The 26,930-nt window shown below is 59.8% G+C and carries 22 protein-coding genes; 15 read left to right on the top strand and 7 right to left on the bottom strand.

The features are described 5' to 3' along the window. The first annotated feature begins 1 nt into the window (after position 1). The 3 genes from TU84_RS00265 (at position 2) to speA (ending at position 3,345) form a co-directional block, all read left to right on the top strand. Positions 2-544, top strand: a complete 543-nt coding sequence (locus TU84_RS00265; protein ID WP_048366500.1) for an NUDIX hydrolase — start codon at positions 2-4, stop codon at positions 542-544. Between the two features lie 298 nt (positions 545-842). After that, a complete protein-coding gene (locus tag TU84_RS00260; protein ID WP_048366499.1) occupies positions 843-1,214 on the top strand; it encodes a translation initiation factor Sui1 in 372 nt (123 codons plus the stop codon). A 217-nt stretch (positions 1,215-1,431) separates the two neighbouring features. Further along, positions 1,432-3,345 carry an arginine decarboxylase gene (speA, locus tag TU84_RS00255; protein ID WP_048366498.1) on the top strand — a complete coding sequence of 638 codons (1,914 nt, stop codon included), beginning with the start codon at positions 1,432-1,434 and terminating at the stop codon, positions 3,343-3,345. Positions 3,346-3,432: 87 nt separating this feature from the next. Here speA and TU84_RS00250 read toward each other — a convergent pair whose 3' ends face one another. Further along, complete coding sequence (locus tag TU84_RS00250) at positions 3,433-4,761, bottom strand: MATE family efflux transporter (protein WP_048366497.1); 1,329 nt, start codon at positions 4,759-4,761, stop codon at positions 3,433-3,435. Positions 4,762-5,030: 269 nt separating this feature from the next. Between TU84_RS00250 and TU84_RS00245 the strand changes: the two genes are divergently transcribed. Continuing rightward, positions 5,031-9,923 carry an alpha-2-macroglobulin family protein gene (locus tag TU84_RS00245; RefSeq protein ID WP_048366496.1) on the top strand — a complete coding sequence of 1,631 codons (4,893 nt, stop codon included), beginning with the start codon at positions 5,031-5,033 and terminating at the stop codon, positions 9,921-9,923. Between the two features lie 69 nt (positions 9,924-9,992). Here the strand turns inward: TU84_RS00245 and TU84_RS00240 are convergent, their stop codons facing one another. Then, entirely contained in the window at positions 9,993-10,286 is a 294-nt protein-coding gene (locus TU84_RS00240; RefSeq protein ID WP_048366495.1) for a hypothetical protein, read from the bottom strand. Between the two features lie 85 nt (positions 10,287-10,371). On the opposite strand from TU84_RS00240, the gene pbpC reads away from it, so the two are divergent. From pbpC to TU84_RS00225, 3 genes are all read left to right on the top strand, one after another. Beyond that, entirely contained in the window at positions 10,372-12,699 is a 2,328-nt protein-coding gene (gene pbpC, locus TU84_RS00235) for a peptidoglycan glycosyltransferase PbpC (RefSeq protein WP_082148595.1), read from the top strand. Positions 12,700-12,987: 288 nt separating this feature from the next. Beyond that, positions 12,988-14,379, top strand: coding sequence for a collagen-like triple helix repeat-containing protein (locus TU84_RS00230; RefSeq protein WP_048366494.1), 1,392 nt, complete (start codon positions 12,988-12,990; stop codon positions 14,377-14,379). 185 nt (positions 14,380-14,564) lie between these two features. Then, positions 14,565-16,247: a ShlB/FhaC/HecB family hemolysin secretion/activation protein gene (locus TU84_RS00225; RefSeq protein WP_048366493.1), complete on the top strand. Its 1,683-nt coding sequence runs from the start codon at positions 14,565-14,567 to the stop codon at positions 16,245-16,247. A 75-nt stretch (positions 16,248-16,322) separates the two neighbouring features. Here the strand turns inward: TU84_RS00225 and TU84_RS00220 are convergent, their stop codons facing one another. The 3 genes from TU84_RS00220 to TU84_RS00210 all read right to left on the bottom strand — a co-directional run bounded on the left by TU84_RS00220 (position 16,323) and on the right by TU84_RS00210 (position 17,247). Further along, a complete protein-coding gene (locus TU84_RS00220; protein WP_048366492.1) occupies positions 16,323-16,733 on the bottom strand; it encodes a response regulator in 411 nt (136 codons plus the stop codon). 4 nt (positions 16,734-16,737) lie between these two features. Next, complete coding sequence (locus TU84_RS00215) at positions 16,738-16,959, bottom strand: Flp family type IVb pilin (protein ID WP_048366491.1); 222 nt, start codon at positions 16,957-16,959, stop codon at positions 16,738-16,740. Positions 16,960-17,022: 63 nt separating this feature from the next. Next, positions 17,023-17,247 carry a Flp family type IVb pilin gene (locus TU84_RS00210; protein WP_048366490.1) on the bottom strand — a complete coding sequence of 75 codons (225 nt, stop codon included), beginning with the start codon at positions 17,245-17,247 and terminating at the stop codon, positions 17,023-17,025. 333 nt (positions 17,248-17,580) lie between these two features. Between TU84_RS00210 and cpaB the strand changes: the two genes are divergently transcribed. Genes cpaB through TU84_RS00170 form a run of 8 tightly spaced genes read left to right on the top strand, consistent with a single transcriptional unit; the run spans position 17,581 to position 25,022 of the window. Continuing rightward, positions 17,581-18,525, top strand: coding sequence for a Flp pilus assembly protein CpaB (gene cpaB, locus TU84_RS00205; RefSeq protein WP_048366489.1), 945 nt, complete (start codon positions 17,581-17,583; stop codon positions 18,523-18,525). 28 nt (positions 18,526-18,553) lie between these two features. After that, on the top strand, positions 18,554-19,780 hold the full coding sequence (locus TU84_RS00200; RefSeq protein ID WP_048366488.1) for a type II and III secretion system protein family protein: 1,227 nt from the start codon (positions 18,554-18,556) through the stop codon (positions 19,778-19,780). After that, positions 19,777-20,976: a pilus assembly protein gene (locus TU84_RS00195; protein ID WP_048366487.1), complete on the top strand. Its 1,200-nt coding sequence runs from the start codon at positions 19,777-19,779 to the stop codon at positions 20,974-20,976. Before TU84_RS00200 ends, TU84_RS00195 begins: the two co-directional genes overlap by 4 nt. Then, positions 20,973-22,247 carry a CpaF family protein gene (locus TU84_RS00190; protein ID WP_048366486.1) on the top strand — a complete coding sequence of 425 codons (1,275 nt, stop codon included), beginning with the start codon at positions 20,973-20,975 and terminating at the stop codon, positions 22,245-22,247. The genes TU84_RS00195 and TU84_RS00190 overlap by 4 nt, the downstream gene beginning before the upstream one ends. A gap of 10 nt (positions 22,248-22,257) precedes the next feature. Beyond that, entirely contained in the window at positions 22,258-23,142 is an 885-nt protein-coding gene (locus TU84_RS00185; RefSeq protein WP_048366948.1) for a type II secretion system F family protein, read from the top strand. A 1-nt stretch (position 23,143) separates the two neighbouring features. Then, the gene (locus TU84_RS00180; protein WP_048366485.1) at positions 23,144-24,028 is read left to right on the top strand and encodes a type II secretion system F family protein; all 885 of its coding nucleotides are present in this window, start codon (positions 23,144-23,146) and stop codon (positions 24,026-24,028) included. A 14-nt stretch (positions 24,029-24,042) separates the two neighbouring features. Further along, positions 24,043-24,738: a tetratricopeptide repeat protein gene (locus TU84_RS00175; protein ID WP_048366484.1), complete on the top strand. Its 696-nt coding sequence runs from the start codon at positions 24,043-24,045 to the stop codon at positions 24,736-24,738. A 17-nt stretch (positions 24,739-24,755) separates the two neighbouring features. Further along, positions 24,756-25,022 (top strand): DUF3613 domain-containing protein, encoded by a 267-nt coding sequence (locus TU84_RS00170; RefSeq protein WP_048366483.1) that lies wholly within the window; start codon positions 24,756-24,758, stop codon positions 25,020-25,022. 488 nt (positions 25,023-25,510) lie between these two features. Here the strand turns inward: TU84_RS00170 and TU84_RS00165 are convergent, their stop codons facing one another. Continuing rightward, complete coding sequence (locus tag TU84_RS00165; RefSeq protein WP_048366482.1) at positions 25,511-26,287, bottom strand: response regulator transcription factor; 777 nt, start codon at positions 26,285-26,287, stop codon at positions 25,511-25,513. A gap of 123 nt (positions 26,288-26,410) precedes the next feature. After that, the gene (locus TU84_RS00160; RefSeq protein ID WP_048366947.1) at positions 26,411-26,884 is read right to left on the bottom strand and encodes a prepilin peptidase; all 474 of its coding nucleotides are present in this window, start codon (positions 26,882-26,884) and stop codon (positions 26,411-26,413) included. Positions 26,885-26,930: the final 46 nt, after the last annotated feature.

The raw sequence follows: 26,930 nt of genomic DNA, 5'->3' as shown, positions 1-26,930 counted from the left end.
GATGGCAATCTCCACTTTAGAGGCCGCGCACCGTGCGGCCTCTGATGTCGAACAGGTGGTCTGGGTGGACCGCGACGACCGCGTGCTGGGCGCTTTGCCGCGGCATGAATTGCGCGAGCGCAACCTTATCGGGCGTGGCACGTTCATCCTGTTGTTCAATTCGGCCGGCGAGCTGTGCGTACACCAGCGCACCCTCAGCAAGGCGCTGTATCCGGGGTTTTGGGATGTGGCGGCGGGCGGTATGGTCGGGGCGAATGAAACCTACGAAGAATCAGCCGCCCGTGAACTGGCAGAAGAGCTGGGCGTGAGCGGTATCGAGCTGACGGCCCACGAACGCTTCTACTTTGAGGCCCCGCAAAACCACCTGTGGTGCGGGGTGTTTTCCGGGGTTTGGGACGGCCCTTTGCAGGTGCAGCCCGAAGAAGTCCAGCAAGCGCTGTTCATGCCGGTGGCCGAGGCCTTGCGCCTGAGTGAACAGCAGCCTTTTTGCCCGGATTCACTGGATGCGCTAAGGCGTTATCTGGCGCAACCGCCTTCTTTGTAGTCGCTGCCGAAGGCTGCGATTGGCTGCGCAGCGGCCCGCTTCTCATGATCGCGCGATAAGGTGCTTCGGCTCTTATCGCAGCCTTCGGCAGCGACTACAGGGGGAGTGTCAATTTTTACGCCAATTGGCTATTGGGCCTCGGCGATTTTGTCGTTACACTGCGCGACCTTTTCAGGCTCAGGTGCTTTTGCGCTTGAGTTGCGCTGCCCCTGCCAGAGTGGGGCTTCGCGGTCGGTACACCTTGGCGCAAGCGCGTCATGCACCGGCCAATTTTTTGTCCTCCATATGAGGATTGCCGGTGGCCAAAAAAGCCGCATCCTTCGCCGCCCTGGGTGGCCTGGTATTTTCCACCGACGCAGGTCGTCACTGTCCAGACTGTCGTCAGCCAGTAGACGCCTGTACCTGCAAACAAACCCTGATCCCTGCCGGTGATGGCATTGCCCGCGTGCGCCGCGAAAGCAAAGGCCGCGGCGGCAAGACGGTGACGACCATCACGGGCGTACCGTTAGCCGAAGACGCACTTAAGGAACTGGCCACCACGTTGAAAAAACGCTGTGGCACAGGCGGTGCGTTGAAAGACGGCATCATCGAGATCCAGGGCGACCACGTTGAGCTGTTGCTGGCCGAACTGGTCAAGCACGGTTTCAAAGCCAAGAAGTCCGGCGGCTAGCAGCCTCTGTCAAAACCACCGCGTCGTTGTCTTGCTGCCTGAATAAGGCCCGGCAAGGGCGGCTGCCATGGTTTTCACAGAGCCTGTTATTGCGGGTTTCTAAACTCGGCGCTGTTGTCAGGGTCTACCCTGAGCAGACTAATCGTCATTTTTACTCATTAGACTGCGCCGACCTGGTCACAGGTTTGGCTACTTGACTTATATATAGGGGACTTCGATGTCCGTACGACGCACACGCAAAGACGATGGCAGCCAATGGACAGTTGCGGACAGCCGCAGTGTTTACGGGATTCGCCATTGGGGGGCCGGGTATTTCGCGATCAATGAAGCCGGTCGCGTAGAAGTCCGTCCGAACGGCCCGAACAGCTCGCCCATCGATCTGTACGAGCAAGTCGACGAACTGCGCCAAAGTGGCTTGTCCTTGCCATTGCTGGTGCGTTTTCCAGATATTTTGCAGGACCGTGTACGCCAGTTGACCGGTGCTTTTGATGCCAACATCGAGCGCCTGGAATACCAGAGCCAGTACACCGCGTTGTACCCGATCAAGGTGAACCAGCAAGAAGCTGTGATCGAGAACATCATCGCCACCCAAAACGTTTCGATTGGCCTTGAAGCCGGCTCCAAGCCAGAGCTGCTGGCCGTGCTGGCGCTGGCCCCGAAAGGCGGCACCATCGTCTGCAACGGTTACAAAGACCGTGAGTTCATTCGCCTGGCTTTGATGGGCCAGAAGCTCGGCCACAACGTGTTCATCGTGATCGAGAAAGAGTCCGAAGTGGACCTGGTGATCGAAGAGGCGGCTTCGCTCAAGGTCAAGCCACAGGTTGGCTTGCGCGTGCGCCTGTCGTCGCTGGCGTCGAGCAAATGGGCTGACACCGGTGGTGAAAAATCCAAATTCGGCTTGTCGGCTGCGCAGTTGCTGTCGGTGGTTGAGCGGTTCCGTGGCGCCGGTCTGGATCAAGGCATTCGCCTGCTGCACTTCCACATGGGTTCGCAGATCGCCAACCTGGCCGACTACCAGCACGGCTTCAAAGAAGCGATCCGTTACTACGGCGAACTGCGCAACCTCGGCCTGCCGGTTGACCACATCGACGTGGGCGGCGGTCTGGGCGTTGACTACGACGGTACGCACTCGCGTAACGCCAGCTCGATCAACTACGACATGGACGACTATGCCGGTGTTGTGGTCGGCATGCTCAAAGAGTTCTGCGACGCACAAGGCCTGCCGCACCCGCACATCTTCTCTGAAAGCGGCCGTTCGCTGACGGCGCACCACGCCATGCTGGTGGTGCAAGTGACCGACGTCGAGAAGCACAACGACGACGTGCCAGAGATCGAAAACAAAGAAAGCCTGCCCGAGACCGTGCAGTGGCTGGTGGACCTGCTGGGCCCGACCGACATTGAAATGGTCACCGAAACCTACTGGCGCGCCACGCACTACATGAGCGACGTGGCCACCCAGTACGCTGACGGCAAAATCACCCTGTCGGAAAAAGCCCTGGCCGAGCAGTGCTACTTTGCCGTGTGCCGTCGCCTGCACAACTCGTTGAAAGCGCGTCAGCGTTCGCACCGCCAGGTGCTCGACGAACTCAACGACAAGCTCGCCGACAAGTACATCTGCAACTTCTCGGTGTTCCAGAGCCTGCCGGACACCTGGGCGATTGGCCAGGTCCTGCCGATTCTGCCGCTGCATCGCCTGGACGAAGAACCGCTGCGCCGCGCCGTGCTGCAAGACCTGACCTGCGACTCCGACGGCAAGATCAAGCAATACGTCGACGAGCAGAGCATCGAAACCAGCCTGCCGGTTCACGCGCTCAACGAAGGCGAAGACTACTTGCTGGGTATCTTCCTGGTGGGTGCTTACCAGGAAATCCTCGGTGACATGCACAACCTGTTCGGTGACACCGACTCGGTGAACATCTACCAGAAGGCCGATGGCAGCGTGTACCACGCCGGTATCGAGACCCACGACACCATCGAAGACATGCTGCGCTACGTGCACTTGTCGCCCGAGGAGTTGATGACTCACTACCGCGACAAAGTGGCCAGCGCCAAGATCAGCGTCAAAGAGCGCACCCAGTTCCTCGACGCCTTGCGTCTGGGCCTGACGCGTTCGTCTTACTTGTCCTCGTAAGACTCAACTGACCCGTAGGAGCGAGCTCGTCTCGCGATCTTTTGACCCTTTAAAAGATCGCGAGGCAAGCTCGCTCCTACAGGGATGTCACGGGGTAAACCAGCGGATTCGCGTGGCGTATAGCCCCAATATCCCGCTGCGCAGCACCATAAACAGCAAGAAACTTATCCACAGCCCGTGGTTGCCATCGCCCTGCAAGGCCCAGGCAACGGGGAAGGCAATGGCCACGCTCAACAGCATCGCATTGCGCATTTCCCGCGCGCGGGTCGCGCCGATAAACAGCCCGTCCAGCAAATAACTCCACACCGCAATCAATGGCAAAACGGCCAGGTACGGCAAGTACTGGAAGGCGGTTTCGCGCACGCTGGCAATGTCGGTTTGCATCTCGACAAACCAGTGCCCGCCCAGTAAAAACAGCAGCGCAAACAGCGCACTGGCGAATAACGACCAACCACAGGCAACCACCATCGAGCGGCGTAACGCCGTGCGATCACGGGCGCCGATGGCATGCCCGCACAAGGCTTCGACCGCGTGGGCCAGGCCGTCCAGCGCGTGGGCCGTCAACAGCAAGCCATTGAGCAGCAGCGCATTGGCCGCCACGGTGGCGTCACCCAAGCGGGCGCCTTGCACGGTGATGGCGAAAAACACCGATTGCAGCAGCAAACTGCGGATAAAAATATCGCGGTTAACCCCTAGCAGCGGTTTCCAGTTTTGCCAGACGCGCAGCGCGGCCCAGGCCATCTTGCCCGGATACGCCCGCAATGCGCCGCGTGTGAGCCACAGACCGAGCAGGGCGCCGCTCCATTCGGCAATTACCGAGGCCCGCGCTGAACCAACCACGCCCCAGTCCAGGCCGAGAACAAACCACAGGTTGAGGGCGATGTTCATCAGGTTGGTGGTGAGCAAAATCGCCAGCGGTGCCCGGGCGTTTTGCGCCCCCAAAAACCAGCCCACCAGCGCATAACTGGCCAAAGAGGCGGGCAGGCCAAACAGGCGGTTGTGAAAGAACGCCAGGGTCATGTCATGCAGCTCGGCTGAAGGCTGCATCACGCTCAACGCCACGCGACTGAACGGGAGTGCAATGGCCGCCAGAAACAGCGAAAGCCCCAGCCCCAGCAGCAACCCTTGCACAAGGATTTGCCGCAACGCGGTGCCATCCCCGCGCCCGGCCGCTTGTGCGGCAAAGCCCGTGGTGCCCATGCGCAGAAAGCCCATCATCCAGGCCAGATAGATATACAGGCTGGCGCCCACCGCCACCGCGCCCAATTGATGCGCGTGGGGCAAATGGCCGATCACCGTGCTGTCGACCAACGCCACCAGCGGCACAGAAATATTCGACAAAATCATCGGCGCAGCCAGCGCCCACACCCGGCGGTGGGTCGGGCGGTCGCGCCAGTCGGCTAACAGAAAAGACATGCAGGCTCCTTTGAGGACCGGCATTGTAGAGCGAATGTTTACCCAGGGCGGGTTTTGATTCACACCCTGTGGGAGCCGGGCTTGCCCGCGATTGGGGCGACGAGGGGCGTCAGGCAGATCGAGTTGTTGGCATCGCGAGCAAGCCCGCTCCCACAGAAAGGGCGTCGAGAACCAATTTCGTATTCCCCGGTCAATCTGACCAGCGCGTCTGCCGTTCGCGTCACGCTGTTATATAGTCGCCCCTTCACTGCCACGACAATGAGTACACCATGCTTAACAAAGGACTGTTTCTGGCTTGCGCGCTGGCGCTGCTCAGTGCTTGCGATTCTTCTTCATCCGGCAAGCCCGAGACGCCCAAGCCTGCCGCCGTCACGCAGGCCGCCAAGCCGGTGCAAGACCCCAAGGTGCTGGCCGAGCGCTTTGCCGGGCGTGAGTTAAACGTGGTGGATGTCTCTGAAGTGCAGCTGGACGGTGCCAGCACGCTGTCGGTGAGTTTCTCGGTGCCGCTGGACCCCAAGCAAAACTTCGCAGAAAAACTGCACCTGGTCGACGCCAAGACCGGCAAGGTCGATGGCGCCTGGGAGCTTTCGGATAACCTGATGGAAGTGCACCTGCGCCATCTTGAGCCGCAGCGCAAATTGATCCTCACCGTCGACCCCGGCCTGCGTGCCGTCAACGAGGCGACGCTGGCCGCCGAGTACATCAGCCGTCTGCAAACCCGTGACCTGCAACCCACCGTCGGCTTTGCCAGCCGCGGCAACTTGCTGCCGACACGTTTGGCCGAAGGGTTGCCGGTGATCGCGCTGAATGTCGACAAGGTCGACGTTGAGTTCTTCCGCGTCAAACCCGAATCCCTGCCTGCCTTTCTCAGTCAATGGGGCCGCAACAGCAGCCTGCAAAGCTATGAAGCCAAAGATCTGTTGAGCATGGCCGATCTGGTCTACGGCGGGCGCTTTGATTTGAACCCGGCCCGCAACACCCGCGAAACCTTGATTCTGCCCACTTCGGGGATCAAGCCGTTGCAGCAACCGGGCGTGTACCTGGCGGTGATGACCGCGTCCGGCAGCTACAACTATTCGACCCCGGCCACTTTGTTCACCCTCAGTGACATCGGCCTTTCCGTGCACCGTTATCAGAAGCGTCTGGATGTGTTCACCCAGGCGCTGGAGGGCGGGAGTGCCTTGGCCAATGTGGATCTGGAGTTGCTCGACGGCAAAGGCAAAATGCTCGCCCAAGGCAAAACCGATAAACAAGGCCACGCCGAACTGGCTTTGCCGCCCAAGGCCGAAGTGCTGCTGGCGCGTCAGGGCGATCAGACCAGCTTGCTGCGCTTGAACACGGCGGCGCTGGATTTGGCCGAGTTCGACATCGCTGGCCCGCAGGCGCACCCGCTGCAATTTTTTGTGTTTGGCCCGCGTGACCTGTACCGCCCCGGCGAAACCGTGCTGCTCAATGCCTTACTGCGTGATCGCGACGGCAAGCCGGTCAAGCCGCAACCGGTCAGCGTAGAAGTGCGTCGCCCGGACGAGCAAGTCAGCCGCAAGTTCGTCTGGGAGCCCGATGCTTCGGGCTTTTATCAGTATTCGCTGGCACTGGCAGGCGAGGCGCCGACCGGGCGCTGGCAGTTAGTGTTCGACCTGGGCGACGGCAAGCCGCAGTTGTATGAGTTTTCGGTCGAAGACTTCTTGCCGGAACGCATGGCGCTGGAGCTCAAAGGCAGTGATACGCCGCTGCGTCCAGAGCAAAACCCTGAGATTCAGGTCACGGGTCGTTACCTGTATGGCGCCCCGGCAGCGGGCAACCGTTTGAGCGGCCAAGTGTACGTGCGGCCTCTGCGCGAGGCAGTCAGCGCATTGCCGGGTTATCAATTCGGTTCTGTCACCGAGAACGAGTTGACCCAGGACCTGGAGCTGGACGAAAGCGTGCTCAACGCTGATGGCAAAGAAACCCTCACCATCGATAGCCAGTGGAGCGAAGCCAAGTCGCCGCTGCAGGTGATTGTCCAGGCCAGCTTGCAAGAGTCCGGTGGTCGCCCGATCACCCGACGTCTGGTGCAGCCGGTCTGGCCAGCGGAGCGCTTGCCGGGGCTTCGCGGGTTGTTTGACGGGACTGAAACCGATGGCGATGGCCCGGCCGAATTCGAGCTGTTGGTAGCGGACACTCAGGGCAACAAGCTGTCGGCTGAAAACCTCAAGGTCCGCTTGGTGCGCGAGCGCCGTGACTACTACTGGAACTACTCGGACAGCGACGGCTGGAGCTATCACTACAACGAGAAGTTTCTGAACCTCAACGAAGAAACGGTCAGCGTAAAAGCCGGAGAAACCGCCAAGGTCAGCTTCCCGGTGGAGTGGGGCCCATACCGTGTGGAGGTCGAAGACCCGCAAACCGGGTTGGTCAGCAGCATGCGTTTCTGGGCCGGTTATCGTGCCCAGGACAACGCCGAAGGCGGCGCCGTACGCCCGGATCAGGTCAAGCTGGCGCTGGACAAGGCCGCGTACAGCGATGGTGATACCGCCAAAGTCACGGTCACGCCGCCCGCTGCGGGCAAAGGTTATCTGCTGGTCGAAGGCAGTGACGGGCCGTTGTGGTGGGAAGAAATTGAAGTCCCGGCTGAAGGCAAAACCTTCGACATCAAACTCGACCCGACGTGGGCGCGCCACGATTTGTATGTTAGTGCGCTGGTGATTCGCCCCGGTGAGCGTAAAACCAATATCACCCCAAAACGTGCCGTGGGCGTGTTGCACCTGCCGCTTGACCGGACCCAGCGCAAGTTGGCGCTGACCCTCGAAGCGCCTGAAAAAATGCGCCCCAAACAACCGCTGACGGTGAAAATTCAGGCTAAAAACGCTGACGGCAGCATTCCGCAACAAGCCCATGTCTTGCTGGCTGCGGTGGACGTCGGGGTGCTGAACATTACCGATTACCCGACCCCGGATCCGTACGCCAGCCTGTTTGGGCGCAAGGCTTATGGCGCCGACCAACTGGATATTTACGGGCAACTGATCGAAGCCGGGCAGGGCCGTCTGGCCAGCCTCGCATTCGGCGGTGACGCGGCCCTGGCCAAAGGCGGTAAACGCCCGGCCACCAGCGTGAACATCGTCGCGCTGCAAAGTGCACCGGTCACTCTGAATGCGCAGGGCGAAGGCGAAGTCAGCGTCAACATCCCGGACTTCAACGGCGAACTGCGCTTGATGGCGCAAGCCTGGACCGATGATCGCTACGGCATGGCCCAGGCCAAAACCGTGGTCGCTGCACCCTTGGTGGCCGAGTTGGCCGCACCGCGCTTTTTGGCCGGAGGGGATGAGACCCGCTTGGCGCTGGACCTGTTCAACCTGACCGACAAACCGCAAAAACTGACCGTCACCCTCAACGCTGACGGCCAAATCAGCCTGCTCGGTGAGGCTACGCAAAACGTCACGTTGAGCCCCGGCCAACGCAGCACGTTGCAGATCCCGGTCAAGGCGCTGGGCGGTTTTGGTACGGGCGTGGTCAAGGTCACCGTGAGTGGCCTGGACCTGCCGGGTGAAACCCTGGCGCCGTTCAGCCGCGAATGGACGCTGGGCGTGCGCCCGGCGTACCCGGCGTTGCTCAAGCATTATCGGGCAGTGCTCACGGATCAGCCGTGGAGCCTGCCAGAAGGTGAGTTGCAGGCCTTTGAACCAGCCGGGCGCGAAGCCTTGCTGAGCCTGTCGAGCCGCCCGCCGTTGAACCTGGGTGAACAGATTCGTGCACTCAAGGCGTACCCGTATGGCTGCTCCGAGCAAACCACCAGCGGCTTGTACCCGGCGCTGTACGCTGACGCGGCGTTGCTCAAACGCCTGGGCCTGGAAGGTGAGCCGGACGCCGAGCGCACCCGCAAAATTGAACTGGGGATCGAGCGCCTGCTGGGCATGCAACGCTACAACGGCAGCTTTGGCCTGTGGGGTGCCGACGGGCAGGAAGAGTATTGGCTGACCGCTTACATCACCGACTTCCTGTTGCGCGCCCGTGATCAGGGCTACGCCGTACCGGTCGATGCGTTGAAAAAGGCCAACGAGCGGCTGCTGCGGTATGTGCAAGAGCGCAACCTGATCGAAGCCGACTACAGCGACAACCTCGACCACACCCGCTTTGCTGTGCAGGCCTATGCCGCGCTGGTTCTGGCCCGCAGCCAGCAGGCGCCGCTGGGCGCATTGCGCAGTATTTTTGAGCGCCGCAGCGATGCGCGTTCAGGCTTGCCGCTGGTGCAGCTGTCGATTGCCTTGCAAAAAATGGGCGATCAGCCGCGTGCCGATCAGGCGTTGCTGGCCGGGTTGGCGGCCAAGCGCAAAGACAATCAATGGCTGGGCGATTACGGCAGCCCGTTGCGCGATCAGGCGCTGATTGTGGCGCTGCTGGAAGAAAACAACTTGATGAGCGGCCAGCGTGAGCAGCGCCTGTTTGAGTTGTCAGATTTGTTGGCGGCCAGCCGCTGGTTGTCGACCCAGGAGCGTAACTCGCTGTTCCTGGCCGGGCGTGACCTGTTGAGCCAGCCAGAAGCCAAGTGGTCGGCGCAGCTCACCAGCGGCGAGCAAATCCGCGAGCTGAATAACCAGCAGTCGGGCCTCAAGCTTGACGGGCCATTGCTGACGCAGCCGCTGACGTTGCGCAACGAAGGCAGCGACGCGGTGTACCAACAACTGACGATTTCGGGTTATCCACAGCAGGCCCCGGCGGCAGGTGGCGAGAACATGAGCATTCGCCGCGATTACCTGGGCATGAATGGCGAGCCGTTGAACATCAAGGCCCTGAAAAGCGGCGATCTGGTGTTGGTGCACGTGGCGGTCACGGCCAAGCAGGCGGTGCCGGATGCGTTGGTCGTCGATTTGCTGCCAGCGGGGCTTGAGCTGGAAAACCAGAACCTGGGGCAGAGTGCGGCCAGCCTTGAAAATGCCAGCACCGAGGTCAAGCAATGGCGCGACGCGATGCAATACGCCAGCGTGCAGCATCAGGAATACCGCGATGACCGTTACGTCGCGGCGGTCAAACTGGACGGCTATGGCACCACGCACCTGCTGTATCTGGCGCGTGCCGTGACGCCGGGCACCTATCGCGTACCGCCGCCGCAAGTGGAGTCGATGTACCGGACCAACTGGCAGGCCGTGGGCGAAACCCCCGGCGACATGGTGATCAAGGCCCGCTAACCCCACCCTCTGTAGGAGCGAGCTTGCCTCGCGATCTTTTGATGTTTAAAAGACCGCGAGGCCACGGCGTCAGTTAATAATCCAGCTCAACACCCACAGCCCCAGCAGCAGCCAGATCACGCCGCCGATAATTGAGGCGCGCATAAAGGCGCGCACGGCGTTGTACAAAAACAGCAGCCCGAGTACCAGCACGGCGATGCTGACGATAGAGGTGTCCATGCCCAAGGCGCGGGCCATACCGTCGATAAAGTTGCTGCCCGCTTGAGTGATCATGGTGAACAGGCCGCTCAAGCTTTCGACGATCCAGCGAACGACGGTGCCCAACCACAGGCCCAGATTTCCAATAAAGCTTTCGACGTGCATGGGGATGTCCCGATCAATAAGATGGCCACTGTGCCAGAGATACCCCTTAGGCAACCAGACCAGGTGCAAAGTTGCGTAATGAGTAATGCTTAAAAAGATCGTGCTGTGGAGCACCTGCGGCCTGTTGCTGGCAGTCGCACTGCTGTGGCTGGCTGACCGGCTGTGGCCCTTGCCGTTGCCCAAGGATGACTTGGCCCGTGTGGTCTTGGCCGAAGACGGCACGCCGCTGTGGCGCTTTGCCGATACCAATGGCGTATGGCGCTACCCCGTGCAAACGGACGAGGTGTCGCCGTATTACCTTGAGGCGTTGCTGACCTACGAAGACCGCTGGTTTTATCAGCATCCGGGGGTTAACCCGCTGGCCTTGGGCCGGGCGGCCTGGCAAAACCTCAGTGGCGGGCGAGTGCTGTCAGGGGGCAGCACCTTGTCGATGCAGGTCGCCCGTTTGCTCGATCCCCATGAACGTACGTTGCCCGGCAAGTTGCGCCAGTTGTGGCGTACGGCGCAACTGGAGTGGCATCTGTCCAAGTCCGAGATCTTGAACCTGTACCTCAATCGCGCACCCTTTGGCGGGACGTTACAGGGGGTGGCGGCGGCCAGTTGGGCATATCTGGGCAAGTCGCCGCAGCAACTCACGCGCTCCGAAGCCGCGCTACTGGCCGTGTTGCCGCAAGCGCCGAGCCGCCTGCGGCCTGACCGTCATCCCGAGCGCGCGCAAGTGGCGCGGGACAAGGTGTTGCGGCGTCTGGCCGAGTATCAGGTATGGCCACAAGGGGCTGTGGATGAAGCGCTGGAGGAGCCGCTGTTGCTCGCCCCGCGACTGGAACCGAGCCTGGCGCCGTTGCTGGCGCGGCGCTTGAATCGTCCGCACAGCCCGCCGCTGATCCGCACTACCCTGGACGCCAACCTGCAACGCCGCCTCGAAGACTTGCTGCTGGGCTGGCGAGCACGATTGCCCGAGCACACCTCGGCGGCGATCCTGGTGGTTGAAACCGACAACATGGCCGTGCGTGCCTACCTCGGCTCGGTGGACATTAACGATGCGCGGCGCTTTGGCCATGTCGACATGATCAGCGCCTTGCGTTCACCGGGCTCGACCCTCAAGCCTTTTTTGTACGGCATGGCGATGGATGCCGGGCTGATTCATTCCGAGTCGCTGCTGCAAGACGTGCCGCGGCGTTACGGCGATTACCGTCCGGGCAATTTCTCGATGGGCTTTAGCGGGCCGGTGTCGGCCAGTTCAGCGTTGGCGTTGTCGCTTAACTTGCCAGCGGTGCAACTGCTTGAGGCCTACGGGCCGAAACGTTTTGCGGCCGACCTGCGCAACGGCGGTGTGCCGTTGAGTTTGCCTGCGCTGGCAGAGCCTAATCTGGCGTTGATTCTGGGCGGGGCTGGCAGCCGTCTGGAAGATTTGGTCAGCGGTTACAGCGCGCTGGCCCGGGGTGGCAAAAGCGCCAATCTGCGCCTGCAACCGCAGGACGAACTGGTAGAGCGGCGCATGCTGTCGCCGGGGTCAGCGTGGATCATCCGTCGCATCTTGAGCGGCCAGGCACGGCCGGACCGTGACCCGACCGCCGAGTTGGTACAGCGCCCCAGCTTGGCGTGGAAAACCGGCACCAGTTATGGCTTTCGCGATGCGCTGGCCATTGGTGTAGGGCCGCGCTATTTGATTGGAGTGTGGATCGGTCGCCCGGACGGTACGCCGGTGCCGGGGCAGTTTGGTCTGGCTTCGGCGGCGCCGCTGATGCTGCAAGTGCACGATGTGCTGAGCAACCGCGACAGCCAGCGCGGCATTGTCGCGCCGGTGCAGCCCGTGCCGGGCAGCGTGGGCGTGGCAGCGATTTGTTGGCCGTTGGGCCAGCCGTTGAGCAAGAGCGACCCCAATTGCCGCCGCCAGCGCTTTGCCTGGACGCTGGATAACACCACGCCGCCGACCTTGCTGGCGGCGGATCAGCCGTTGGGCGTGGGCTTGCGCGAAACCCTGTGGGTGGATGGGCAAGGGCTGCGCGTTAGCCCGCAATGCCCTGGTGCGCAGCCACGAGAGGTGGCGTTGTGGCCTGCGCCGCTGGAGCCGTGGCTGCCCCGGGTGGAACGGCGTGAAGCGCGCTTGCCGCCCGCCTCGACGCAATGCCCGCCACCGGCATTGAACTCGGTAACAGCGTTGTCGATTGTCGGTGTGCGAGAGGGTGACCGGTTGCGGCGCCCGGCGGCGAGCCAGGCGTCATTGCGCCTCACGCTGACTGCGCTGGGCGGTGACGGTCGGCGCTGGTGGTTCCTCAATGGCACCCCGCTGGGCGACAGCGGCCATCAAGAAGCGCTCAACACCACCCTTGAACAGCCAGGGCGCTATGAGCTGAGTGTTCTCGACGAAAGCGGGCAAACCGCACGGGTTGAATTCAGCGTCGTGGAGTAGGCCTCCGGCTTGCGATGTTCTCAAAGATCAAAAGATCGCGAGGCGAGCTCGCTCCTACAGTGAATTGGGGTTATCACTTTAGTGAGTGGTGTGTTTTGTTTTGGGTAACGTGTTGATTTGTTGAGTTTTAGTTTGCGCGTGAGCGCTGGTTATATAAGGGCTTAATACCAAGTAGTGAGTTGTTCAATACCCGGTCCGGCGTTGTGATGGAAGCCACGGATGAACGTATCTCTGACGTTAGAGCAGGGAGCCTTCGAACTCTGGCTAAGCAGGTGCAAGGGAATAATCATGAACACTCAACTGTGGTTAAAAACAAGTACAGCCCTTTTGTTAGTGATGACCGTCAGCCTGGCTGGTTGCCATAGCGGCGGTGGCGGTTCTAAAAGTCATGTTGAAGCCAGTACGCCCGATGCCGGTACGGGCGGCGGTGGTGATGGTAGCGGTGGCGGCAATAACGGCGGTGGTGACGGCAGCGGTAATAACGGTGGCGGCAACAATGGTGGTGGTAATAACGGCGGTGGCAACAACGGAGGCGGCAATAACGGCGCCGGCAACACGCCTCTGGTCACCGGGCAAGTTATCAGCCAGGTGAGCGGCGCTGTCGGCGGTGTCGGTTCGACTGTCAGCGACTTGGGCACCACCCTGACAACGGTGCCTGTGGTGGGCGCGGCAGGCGGGTTGGTGACCAACACCGGTAATGCGGTGACGTCCATTACCGACGGCCTGGATAAAGGCCTGGGCACGATTGGTACAGATAAAAACTCACTGGGCATCACTGTCGCTGGCGCAACCAATGCCGTGTCTGATATCGGCAAAGGGGTGTCCTCACTGGGCCAGGGCGTGAGCGGGGTAATCAATAACACACCGATCAGCCAGATCCCGATCGTGGGCGGCGTTGCCGGTAACGTCACGGATGTCACCGGCGGCCTGGTGAATAAAGTCGGGACCACGGTCACCATGCTCGGCAATACGCTGACCACCAATGTCACCAGCGGGCAATTGGGCCAAGTAACCGGCGGGGTCAATGACAAGGTGCTGGTGCCGGTGATTTCGCTGGTAGAAAAAACCACCGGGCAAATCGGCACAGCCACAGGGTTGGGCGCACCGGTTGACGGCCTGCTGAACAAAGTCGGTGGAGTGGTGGCCGGCGTTGGCAACAAAGTGACCGGCGTGGGCGATCAAAACCCGGTCACCAATCTGGTCGGTGGCGCGTTGGTCGGTGTCGGCGGTGTGGCTGACAAGGCGGGCGGTTATGTGAACCCTGCGGCTGGAACAGGTACCGGTACAGGCTCCAGCACAGGCATCGGCGGGTTGCTGGGTGGCGTAACAGGTGCCGTTGGCGGTGCAGGCACCGGTACGGGCGCAGGCGGTGCGGTGGGTGGCCTGGTGGGCGGTGTTGCCGGCACGGTTGGCGGGGTGGTCAATACCGTCACTGGAGCGGGCGCTGGTACAGGCGGTGTGGGCGGCTTGCTGGGTGGCGGAGTGGGTGCGGTGGTGGGCGTAGGCGCCGGTGTCGGGGTGGGAGCAGGTACTTCTTCCTCAGGTGCGGGTGTCGGTGCCGGAGCGGGTGCCGCAGCAGGTGCTGGCGCGGGTGCGGGTGCAAGTTCGGGAACTGGCCTGGTCACAGGTTTGGTTGGAGGCGTGGTTGGCGGGCTGGGTAATTTGGGCAAGAAAAACTGACGAAATTGCACCTGGCCGGTTCGACGGCCATACCTACAACGCCTACGCTTGGTTGAGACGAGGGATTGTCATGAATCCCTCGTCTTTTTTTTGTATCCAGGTTGTAGGACTGCTGTTTGGACAGCGTCATTGCTTAATGGCGCGTCCAGGCCATTAAGCCGCTGTTGTTGACCATGGAGTGTCATATGCGAACTTATGTCCCGTTCTTGTTATTGGCCTTGGCCCCGTGCGTGGGTGCTGAACCGCTTCCACGCTATCTCAACAGCAACGAAACCCTGCAGTCGCTACCCGCGCCCAACTTGCCGGTGGATGCCTATCGCCCGCAAACACCTGCCTTAAAGCTGCCCAAACCGGCCGCGACCGACGCCCAGCCCTTGATGATGAGCACCCGCCTGACCATCCGCAAATTGCAGATCGAGGGCGGCACGGTGTACCCGCTGCAAGAGCTGGGCGCCGCCTATAAATCGCTGCTGGGGCATGAAATTACCCTCAGTGAGCTGATTGAAGCGACGCGCACCATCACCCAGCGCTACCAAACCGATGGGTACTTGTTGTCGTACGCGTTTTTGCCGCCGCAGAACTTTGATCAGGGCCTGGTGCGAGTGGTGCTGGTCGAGGGGTATATCCGCGATTACCAGGTGGAGGGTGATGTCGGGCGGGTTAAAGGGTTTATTGATGAGCTGGTCGACAAGCTCAAGGGCGAACGCCCGCTAACCCGTAAAACCTTTGATCGCTATGCCACGCTGATGAGCCGTATTCCGGGGGTGACATTGCAGGCGCAAGTGCCGCCGCCGGGCACCACCGATGGGGCGGCGACGCTGCACGTCACGGCCAGCCGCAAACCGTTCACCACCGGCATGAACCTCGTCGAAGGCAGCCGCGACAGTACCCAGGCCCTGTTCAGCGTCAACAGCAACTCGCAAACCGCCATGGCCGAGCAGTTGACCGTGAGCGGGCTGTTCCCGCCGGGGCACGACAAAGAGCACTACTACCGCATTGATTACAGTCAGTACCTGAACGCCGAGGGCACTCAGTTGAGCCTGTATGGCACGCGCTATCGCAGTGACCCGGCCACCAGTATTGCGACCAGTGACGGTTTTGAGCTCAAGCCCCACCGCGAAAATGACCGCTTTTCGATTGGCGTCAGCCACCCGCTGATCGTCGCGCCTGACCAATGGTTAAGCGTTGCGGGCCGTTTATACGGAGTGAACGATAAAACCGATTACGACATCGTCGGTTATTCGCAAACCATCAGCGAAAAAACCAATGTACGGGCTCTTGCGGTTGAAGGGGATTGGCGCAAGTCCACGGGCCAACAATTGCGGATTGTCAGTGCAGGTTTATATCAAGGGATTAATGGGTTGGGGGCCAAGACTGAAAGTAACTTGACCGGCAATCACTATGATCTGGATTTTTTTCGCTTGCGATTGTCAGGTGTTCAAAGTGATACGTTTTTCGATAATTGGCAGGGCGTAGTATCGGGTGCTTTGTATTGGAGTGACGATACATTGGCGGACAGTGAGCGTGCCGTATTCGGCGGTCAAAATTTTGGCCGTGGTTATCCCGATGATCAAGCGTCAGGTGATAAAGGCTGGGGTGTGGCCTATGAAATCAACTACAGTTTCAATCGCGACGGTGAGTGGGTGAAACTGTTACAGCCTTATGCTGTATTGGATAAGGCGAAAACCTGGTTTAACGAACTTCCGCTTAAAGGCTCTGATATGTCATCTGCTGCTGTCGGGCTGCGTTTTGGCGATAAGCGTTATTACAATATATCGCTGGAAGTGGCCAAGCCTATGTCGGATATGGCGTTGGACAGTTTTAATCGTCGGCCGCGTTATACCTTGAGCTTTAGTTATCAGTTATAAGGATGTGCTTGTCTTGCGATCTTTAAACAATCAAAAGATCGCGAGGCAAGCTCGCTCCTACAGTAGTAGGTGGGGTTATGGGCGGACTGAGTAGAGTTTGGAGACGGGGAATAAGTAATTGAGGGTGTGGATCAACCGGTCGTGATAGATCGGTTTGCGGAACAAGTCCAGGACTTGCAAACGCAATAAGTCGCTGACATTGTCCATGTCGGCATGGCCGGAAATAACAATCACGGGCAAGTGTTGTCGAGCGGTGTGATTTCGCAGGCGCTGGATTAATGCAATGCCGCTTTCTTCGGGCATGCGCAGGTCCGTGATGACCAAGGCAATGTCCGGGTGAACGGTCAACTGCCGAAGGGCGAGTGAGACTGAGGTTGCCGTAAAGCAACAAAAGCCCTCGCCCTCCAGCAGTTCGGCCAGCTCCAGCAGAGCGTCCTCTTCGTCGTCTACCAAGAGAAGCTGTTGGCGTTTAGATCGGCTGTTCATGGGATTAAGCAGGTTTGGTAACAGCGTCTTTAATCGTCGTAAACATGGCACTGATTGCGCCTGATATTGGCGTGACGAAGGCCGCTAAAACAATAGCGACCATCGCCGCAATAATGGCGTACTCAATACCCGAAGCACCCTCTGTACGTTGGGAAAACAACTTGGCTTGTCGTGTCAGAAACACAGTGGCCGGAACATAGAGTTTCAGAACAGTTGTTGAAAACATCTGATCTCTCCTGAGAGCGCCGCAATGACAGCAGTTTGTCCATACCTTGAAACAGCCTTTGAATTAACCGGCTGGTTTAGTCACCGCCGTTTGAATAGTGGTAAACATGGCCTTGATTTGAGTAGAAATAGGCGTCACAAAGGCAGCGAGAGCAATCGCAACCATGGCAGCAATAATGGCGTATTCAATACCCGACGCCCCTTCAGTGCGCTTTGTAAATTGCTTGATATGGTGCGCCACGAAGAGTTGGGTCGGAACATAGACTTTCAGAACGGTATTGGTAAACATCTGATTTCTCCTGGGTGCACCAAAGAGGGCACTTCGCAGCAAGGGGACGACGTAATTACTATTTGCCATCACAGCATTGGCAAGAAAAGGGAATCCATCAACTGTTAAAAAGCACTAATGCAAAAGTATTAATCCAAAAGTGTCCATGTGAAAGTTACGGTAAATCAAGGTCTTCGGCGGCACTCTATTTTTTTTGAGTTGCCTAATGGCATTTTGCTTTGTGTGCGCTACTTTCAAATAGCGAAATGGTCGCAATAATAATACCTGTCATAGCGACCGATAAGCGAATGGATTTACTGATGTGCAGTACAGAGTGGCAAAGGGAGTGTGTTAATGAATAACCGACGCAGTTTGATCCTGGCCGCGCTCTTGTTTATCGGTGCCATTGCCGCGGGTTTTTGGGGTTTGGTGATAACCCGCCAGCAGCCGGTTGCGCAGGTACCGGTAACTCAGGTCGTTGAGCAGAGTGTCGCCACGGTTGAAGACCAGACGCGCAAACCTGTGGTGGTGCTGGTACGCGATGTTGCCCCGCATGTGGCCTTGACGGCCGACGATGTGACCCTTGAAAAATTGCACACGGCGCCCGCAGGCAGTTTTGCCTCGGTTGATCAGGTGGTGGGCCGTGCCCCGTGGCGCAGCCTGAGTGCGGGCACCTGGCTGAATGAACAAAGCTTTGAAGTCGGAGGGCCGCTGGCGCGGATGATTCGCCCGGATGAGCGCGCACTGGCGGTGGCCATTGATGAAGTGATCGGCGCCAGCGGTCAGTTGTCTCCCGACGATTATGTAGACGTGTTGTTGTCCCTGCGCGAGGACCAGTCCAACCCGCAGCAGTCGGCGCAAGTGGTAGTGCCGGCCGTGCGGGTGTTGAGCGTGGGGGATGAGGTGGGGCAGAGCAGCGACGGTCAGTCAACCAAGGCGGCGCTGAGTGCCGACGAAGCCCTCAAGCAAGTGCAGCGCCGGGCCACGGCACGCTCGGCCGTGCTGGCCGTTCCCGCGCCGCTGCTCAGCCAACTGATGCTCGCAGCCCAGGCGGGCACCTTGCGCCTGGCCGTGCGCAGCGCTAAGGAAGATCGCTTGAGCAAGTACTGGGCGGGTGAGCAAGACGCCCCAGGCAAGCTGGAGAACGCCCGACGCGACCTTTATCAGTTCAACCAATTGGCCTTTACCGGCCCGGCAAAAGTCGCCCCGGTGGCGAACCCTGGCGGCGGCGTCGTTCCGCGTGCGCGGGGCATCGAAATTATTCGCGGCAACCAAACGGCCCAACAGCCTGCTCAATAAAAAAAGCCTGATCTGCAAGGAAGACCCTATGAGCCATCGTTGTGTAGCGCTGTACAAACGAGCTGTCTGGACTCTGGTTCTAAGCAGCTTGCCTTTTGAAATGGCCTTGGCCGCGCCCTCCAATTGCTCAGCGCTTGGGCAATTGCCAGCGGTGCTGGAAGTGGGGCAAGGCATCCAGCAAGCACTGGATTCGCCGGTTGCCATTACGCGCATTGCTGTCGGTGATCCGGGCATTGCCGATGTGCATGCCAACGGCACCAACGCCTTTTTGCTCACCGGTGTTGCGCCGGGCACCACCAGCTTGATGGTCTGGACCGCCTGTTCGAAAACCCCGCGCCAGAGCATGGTGTTCGTCAAGGGCAAGGCCACCCAAAGCTTTACCAGCGCCTCCGTGTCGCCCTCAGAAGACCCGGCGTTGCTCAGCCAGGTGCAAACCGACATTCGCTTTGTCGAGGTCAGCCGGACCAAGCTGCAGGAAGCCAGCACGTCGATCTTTGGTCAGGGCAGCAACTTTCTGTTTGGTTCTCCGAACTCATTCATCACCAACGCTGAAAACATCATCACCGGCGGCCCGGTCGCCAACAGCAAAAACTTCAACATTGGTTTTGGCGGTGGTCGGGTTCGCGCCTTGATCAATGCGCTGGAGGGCAGCGGTTTTGCCTACACCCTGGCGCGGCCGAGCCTGGTGTCATTGAGCGGGCAAAGTGCGACCTTTCTGGCGGGCGGCGAAGTACCGATCCCGGTGCCGAGCAGCGGGAGCGATAACGTGTCGATCGAGTACAAGGAGTTTGGTATTCGCCTCACGCTGACCCCGACCGTGGTCGGCAACAACCGCATCCTGCTCAAGGTCGCACCCGAAGTCAGCGAGCTGGATTACACCAACGCGGTGAACATCGCCGGGACCCTGGTGCCGGGGCTCAACGTGCGCCGTACCGACACCAGCATCTCGCTGGCCGATGGCGAAAGTTTTGTCATCAGCGGCTTGATCAGTACGCGCAACACCTCGCAGGTGAACAAATTCCCGGGGCTGGGTGACGTGCCGATTCTGGGGGCGTTTTTCCGCGATTCGAACATCAGCCGCGAAGAAAAAGAGCTGCTGATGATCGTGACCCCGCATCTGGTTCAACCCTTGGCTGCCAATGCGCCCCTGCCGAGCATGCCGGGCGAAAAACTGCGCAATTACGACCCCAACTGGTATCGCTTGTATTTCCTTGAAAACGGCAATTTCAATCGCCGTAGCGGGTTATCCCAATGAGCCAGAGCCTGAGCCAGACGTTTCTCGCGCTGACGCGCAACAACACCGACCTTGAGTGGCTGCAGGGCGCGTTGGCGCCGTTGGGCCAAGTGGTGGGGGCGGGTACCAGCAGCCTCGATGAACTGCTCGCGTTGATTGACGTGACCTTTGCCGGGCTGGTGTTTGTGGGGCTGGATCGGGAGAAAGTGGTGGCCCAGTGCGCGTTGATCGAAGGCGCGCTGGAGGCCAAGCCAATGCTGGCGATCGTGGCCTTGGGCGATGGCATGGACAACCAGTTGGTGCTCAATGCCATGCGTGCCGGGGCCCGGGATTTTGTCGCTTATGGCTCGCGCTCCAGTGAAGTGGCGGGGCTGGTACGGCGGCTGAGCAAGCGCCTGCCGCCGGTGACGCCGAATACCGAGTTGGGCGGCCTCAGCGTGTTGTTCAGCGCGCAATGCAACGCCGATGGCGCGCTGCTGGCCAGCCACCTGGCGCTGGTGGTGCAAAAGAGCGGGCAGAAAACCCTGTTTCTGGATTTGGGCATTCCCCGTGGCGACGGCCTGGCGCTGTTGGGCCTTGAAAGCTCGTTCTTTTTTGGCGATGCGCTGCGCCATCTTCGGCGCCTGGACAGCACCTTGATCGACAGTGCGTTCACCAAAACCCCGGACGGCTTGCGGGTGTTGGCCCACAGCAACGCCGATGAGCCTCTGGAGCACACCAGCGCCGCCGAGTTGTACATGTTGCTCAGTGCCTTGCGTCAGCACTTTCAGCACATTGTGGTGAACCTCACCGGTCAGCCGGATGGGGAGGCGCTGCGCACGTTCGTGACTCACTGCGACAAGTTGCTCTGGTACGTCGATCAGAACGTGCTCGATTGCCGCCGCAATCTGGATGTACTTAACCTCTGGCGCAACAAGGGCATGAAACTCGAACACACGGGGCTGGTGGTCGACCGCTGCCTGCGGGGGATTGCTCCGGATGTCGATGCGTTGGCCAAGAGTTTTGATTTACCGGTACTGGTCTCGTTGCCGCTGAGCGCCGAGTTACGCCTCAATGCGAAAAATCAGGCTGTCACGTTGTTTGAGTTGGGGCCGCGCGAGGCCTTGAGCCAAGGCTTGAAAAAGATCGGTGAACAGTTGGCCAAGCGCTCTGTGGCGTCGGGCAAACCGTCCTCCGTCGCGGACAAATGGCTTAACCGTCTGTGGGGGTCCAAATGACCAAAGAGCAGCTGTTCGGTTCCGGGCTTCACAAGGACGGGCGCGCCGACCACGACGGCCTGAAAATGGTGCTGCACCGTTACATCATCGACGCCATCGAGGAGAGCGGCAAAAACCTGCTGGAAGATTCGCGCCATGCCTTGTCGCAGTTTGTCACCGACCGCGTGGCCGAATACGTATCGCGTTTGCACCTGGCCATTTCGCGCTACGAGATGGAACGTCTGGCCGAGGAAATCGTTGACGAGCTGACGGGGTTCGGGCCGCTGGAAGTGCTGCTGCGCGACAGCGCCGTTACCGAGATTCTGGTCAACGGCCCGCACCATGTGTTTGTTGAACGCGACGGTCTGTTGAGTCACAGCGATTTGCGTTTTATCGACGATCATCACGTCGAGCGTGTGATGCAGCGCATTTTGGCGCCGCTCGGTCGGCGCCTGGATGAGTCGTCACCCATGGTCGATGCACGGCTGCCCGACGGCAGCCGGGTTAACGCAATCATCCCGCCCATAGCGCTGGACGGTCCCTGCCTGTCGATCCGGAAGTTTCGCAAAGACATGCTCAAAAGCAGCGACCTGGTGGCGATGCAAACCATCGATCAGTCGATCTATGAGTTTTTTCAGGAGTCGGTGGGCAAGCGCTGCAACATTTTGATCAGCGGCGGCACCGGCACCGGCAAAACCACGTTGCTGAATATCCTCAGCCAATTGATCAACCCGCACGAGCGCTTGGTCACCATCGAAGACGTGGCCGAATTACAGTTGGGCCACCCCCACGTGGTGCGCCTTGAAACCCGCCCGCCGAATTCCGAAGGGCACGGTGAAGTCAAATCCAGCGACCTGATCCGCAACGCCCTGCGGATGCGTCCGGACCGCATTATCCTCGGCGAGATTCGAGGCGTAGAAGTGCTCGATGTGCTGACGGCGATGAACACCGGTCACGATGGTTCGATGAGTACCGTGCACGCCAACACCGCGCAAGACGCCTTGTTGCGCCTTGAAACCCTAGTGGGTTTGACCGGCCGTACGGTGGCGGAAAAAACCCTGCGCCAGATGATCTGCGCCGCCCTCGACGTGATTATCCAGCTGACCCGTATGTCTGACGGGCGCCGCTGTGTCAGTGAAGTGCTGGAAGTGGTGGGCGTGCGTGACGATGTGTACGTCACCAACACCTTGTTCCGGCTGGACAAACGCACCGGCTTTGGCTTTGTGCGTGAGGCACTGAACCCGGCAAGCGACAAGTTGCGTCGCGACCCGATTCTGAATGCCAACGGCTGAGGCGCAGATCATGATTCCGGCCCTGATACTGTTCGCGATCAGCCTGATGATGTTCATGATGTCGATGAACCTGGTCTACCGCGCCTTGCGCGATCCCACCACCAGCCGGGTGCTGGGCCGCTTGACCGAAGGCCACCCGCAACTGGCGGACAAGGCGCTGGGTGTCGAGTGGCTGGACCGGGCGTTTTTGCAGGCGGGGTTGGGTCGCCCTTCGGAGCGTTTGGGGTTGTGGCTGCTGATCTGGGCCGGGGCGGTGGCATTGGCGGCTCTACTGGGCGGCTGGTTTTTTTTTCTGGTGTTCCTGGTCGCGCCGCCGGTCTGCGTAAAGCTTTTTGTCAGTTGGCGTTACCAGCGTCGCGTCAAGCGCATGGTTGAGCAATTGCCGCAATTGCTCGACCACTGCGTGCGCAGCCTGAAGGCCGGGCGCACCTTGGCCGATGCGGTGCTCAATGCCATCGAGGCCTCCCATGACCCGCTCAAAGACAGCATCAGTCGTGTGGCGCGCAACGTGCAGTTGGGCGTGAGTTTGCCCGAGGCGGTGCAGGATTTTGCCGAGCTGTATGAGCGCGATGAATTTCGCATGTTTGCCCTGGGCTTGAAGGTCAACCACCGCTACGGCGGCAACGCCAGCGAACTGCTGGAAAACCTTATCGTGTTAATTCGTGAGCGTGAATCAGGGGCGCGCAAGCTCAAGGCCATGACCGGCGAAACGCGGGTCACGGCGTTGGTGCTGGCGCTGTTGCCGCTGTTGGTGGGCGGCTATTTCATGGTCACCAACCCGACCTTTCTGGTGAATATGTGGCACGACGCGAGTGGTCAACACTTGCTGATTGCCGCGTTTGGCTTGCAAGCCATTGGCTGTTTTGCCTTGTGGCGCATGGTACGGAGCGTATGACATGGCCTTGCTGATTTGCGCAGTGTTGCTGTTGGCAGGCCTCGGGGTCTTGATCCATAGCGCGGTTCAACAGCGCTTGCGCCAACAACGGGTGGTGCAACGCCTGGAAGGCGAAAAGACCGGGCCGGGGAAAATCAGCGTGTGGATGCGCGCATTGGGCAGCAGCAAGTTTGGCCAGCGCTCGGTGTCGATGGACAACGAAACCCAAGTGTTGCTGAACCGCGTGGGCTGGCGCACGGCAAGCCAACGTTCGCTGTTTGCGGCATTCCAGGTCGGTACGCCGGTGGCCGTGGCCGGGCTGGCGTTTCTGGGGCATGAACTGTTTTACCCGGGTTCCGGCTATTTGATGATCGTGCTGCTGTTTGCTTTGGCGCTGGGGTATTTGATCCCCAAGCGCATGCTTGCCCACGTCGCTAAAAAGCGTCAGGAAGCGGCGGCGGTGGAGGTGTCGACGTTTATTCCGCTGCTGCGCATTTTGTTTGAGTCGGGTATGGCGGTGGAGCAAGCGTTGCGCGTGTTGAGCATCGAAGCCCGGCAACTGTTGCCGGTGCTCACAGGCGAGTTGCGGCTGGTGCTGGCCCGCGTGGACTCGGGCCTGGAGTTGAGCCAGGAACTGGACAAGGCGGCCAGTTTGCTGGCGGTGGATGAGTTTGACGACACCTGCGTGATTCTCAAGCAATTGCTTCAGCAGGGCGGTGGCGCGATGAAATCGTTGCAGTCACTGAAAAGCCTGTTGGATGACCGACGTCTCACCCGCATGGAGGAATACATCTCAAAAATGTCCGCCAAGATGTCGGTGGTGATGATGATGTTTCTGTTTCCGGCGTTGCTGATTGTGTTGGGCGGGCCGAGTTTTATTGCTATCGCACGGGCCTTTGGCTCTTGATCAGGAGTATGAGCATGAAAGCAGTCATGGCCGTGTGTGCGCTGTTGATGTTGGGGGGATGTGCCACCGGGGGGCCGAGCAACCCGCCGTGGGCCGCCTTTAGCGGTGGCAGTTGCGGCAAGTTGAGCGATGATCAGGAACTGTCGATGAACCTGGCCGACGACATGGCCAAGGAGGGCAAGCTGCACGCCAGCCTGGCCAACTTGCAAAACCTGCCGGAGGGCTTCGCCCAAGTGCAACTGCGCAAGGCGCGGATCTATCGCCAGTTGGGCCGCCCTGAAGCCGGGCCGTTGTACCGCGGGCTGCTCGGCACCTGCTTGAGCGCCGAAGGTGATCATGGCCTGGGCCAGTTGGCGGCAGCACGAGGCGATAACACGCTGGCGGCGTCCTACCTTGAGCGTGCAGCGCAAGCGGCGCCCACGGACGAAAAAATCCGCAATGACCTGGGCGTGGTGTACCTCAACCAACTGCGCACCGACGAAGCGCGTTTTGAGTTTTTGACGGCGCTGGAGCTTAAGCAGTCGGATCAATTGGCGGCGTTGAACCTGGTCACCTTGCTCATCTATCAGGACCAATGGAACCAGGCGGCGGAGCTGGCCAGCCGCGCTGAATTGACCCCTGAACAAGTGAGTGATGCACAAGCCAGGGCCCAGGCCCTGAAAACCCAGGCTGCCAAACCGGCCAGTCATCAGGTGGCTGCAATCAAATAACGCGTTGGAGGTTTGCCATGAAATGTTCAATTCGTTGGGCCGTGTTGTTGGGCATGCTGCCGCTGAGCGTGCTGGCGATAGAGCCGGGGCCGGCGTCCCAGTACCAGCAGGAAACCGAGCGCTGGTTGCAGCTGCAAGTCAGTGGTCAGGCCCAGTCCAAGGAACGCCAGGTGGCGACCCCGGCCGAGCGCGAACGCAGCCTGCAACGCTGGCTGGACAGCTACACCCACCCCATCCCTGAGTACTACAAACAAGACGAAGGCGGTAAGGCCAAGCAGCAATAAGGCACTGTCGCCGCGGCCTCATGCTTGTAGTCGCTGACGAGGAACGAAGGCTGCGATGCGGGCCCTGGACAGCCGTGTGGGGTCGCTGCGCAACCCATCGCAGCCTCATGCTTCGGCAGCGACTACAGGTCCAAGCTGCTCTTGTAGTCGCTGACGAGGAACGAAGGCTGCGATGCGGGCCACAGGACCGCCGTCTGGGGTCGCTGCGCAACCCATCGCAGCCTCATGCTTCGGCAGCGACTACAGGTCCAAGCTGCTCTTGTAGTCGCTGACGAGGAACGAAGGCCGCGATGCGGGCCTCAGGACCGCCGTGTGGGGTCGCTGCGCAACCCATCGCAGCCTCATGCTTCGTCAGCGACTACAGGTCCAAGCCGCTCTTGTAGTCGCTGACGAGGAACGAAGGCTGCGATGCGGGTCCAGGACCGCCGTGTGGGGGCGCTGTGCAACCCATCGCAGCCTCGTTCCTCGTCAGCGACTACAGGCTGTGGTCAGTGCGCCGTTTGCCGATGCTGTTGGGCGGATGCACTGGGGGAGAGGGCGAGCGCCAACTGGGTGCGGTTGTTCATGTGGGTCAGGCGCAACACCTGGGACACATAGAGCTTGACCGTGTTTTCGGTGATGCCCAAATCACAGGCGATCTGGTAGTTGGTCTGCCCCTTGCCCACCAGTTTGGCCACGTCCAGCTGGCGCGGTGACAACTGCTTGAAAATCGGTGGCAGGTCACTCAAGGCTTCGTCGTCCGCAGCCACAGTGCTCTTGAACGGCGGCGGATGGCGAACCGTTTCCATGTCTTGATAAAGGTCGTCGATAGACTCAGCCAAGTACTGCAACTTCTGGTTCAAATGCCCCAGATGCTCGTTCTTTTGCCGTTCGCGCAGTACGGCCTCCTGACGCTGAATACCCTCAAGCAATTCCGCAAGGTCAACCGGTTTGGGGTAGTAGTCGGCAATGCCAATGCGCAAGGCTTTGATCACGTCCTGTTTGTCGGAATGGCCGGTCAACAGGATGCTTTCAAACAGGCGGTGTTTACCGGCAATTTTCTGCAGATGCTGGGTTAATTCGATGCCGTTCATGTCGGGCATGTGCAGGTCACACAGCACCAGACTTATCTCGGGATCCGCGACAAACGCCTCCACGGCTTCACGGCTTGATTCGCAAGGCACGCAACGGTAACCGCTGCTTTCCAGGAACTCACTGAGTTCTTCGACAATCAACGGCTGATCGTCGACCACTAACACTTTTATTTTTGAGGTGAGCTTGTTCACGCGCTACTCCATGCCTGGCAAGCCAATTTAAGACGTCCTGAACCACTCGCGTGAATGGCGAGGGGTTCAGGAAACATAGACGTAGTTTCCTACGCTGTACATGTAATAAATCCTTCGTTTTGATTAGGTTAGACACAAAACGGACAAGCTGAAGCCGCATAAAAGAAAAGGGGCGAAGGGCAGTTTTTTTGACGCGCCTTTGATGTTTTCGCCGGGGGGATGGGTAAGACGTTGATTCAATAGAGGGAGCACTTTTGGCGCGAGCCAAAACCACAGCCCTGCGCTAAGACCTGCGCCAATAAACGTGCCCAGCAGTATCGGACGATCGGTTGCCAGTGCGAGTGCCATCAACAGTTTTACATCGCCAGCGCCCAGTTTGTTCAGGGCGTAGCCGGGCAAGGTCAGGACTAAAGCAATCAACAGGGCCCAGCCGCCTTCAGCCGCGCTGGCGCCCAGCCAGGTGGTGCCGGTCCAAAGCAGGTACACCAACGCCAGGGCTGCGGCGCCAAATGTCAGGCTGTTGGCGATGTGACGTTGGTAAAGGTCTTGGGCAGCGCAGGCGGTAAACCAAATGAATAAAACCGCTAAATGGATCACGTATTCCCGTCCCTTTTCTTCGAATGATTCTATGCTGATATCACGG

It is taken from the genome of Pseudomonas helleri, from assembly GCF_001043025.1.
GTDB lineage: Bacteria > Pseudomonadota > Gammaproteobacteria > Pseudomonadales > Pseudomonadaceae > Aquipseudomonas > Aquipseudomonas helleri.
This window is presented reverse-complemented; position numbering and strand designations above follow the sequence as displayed.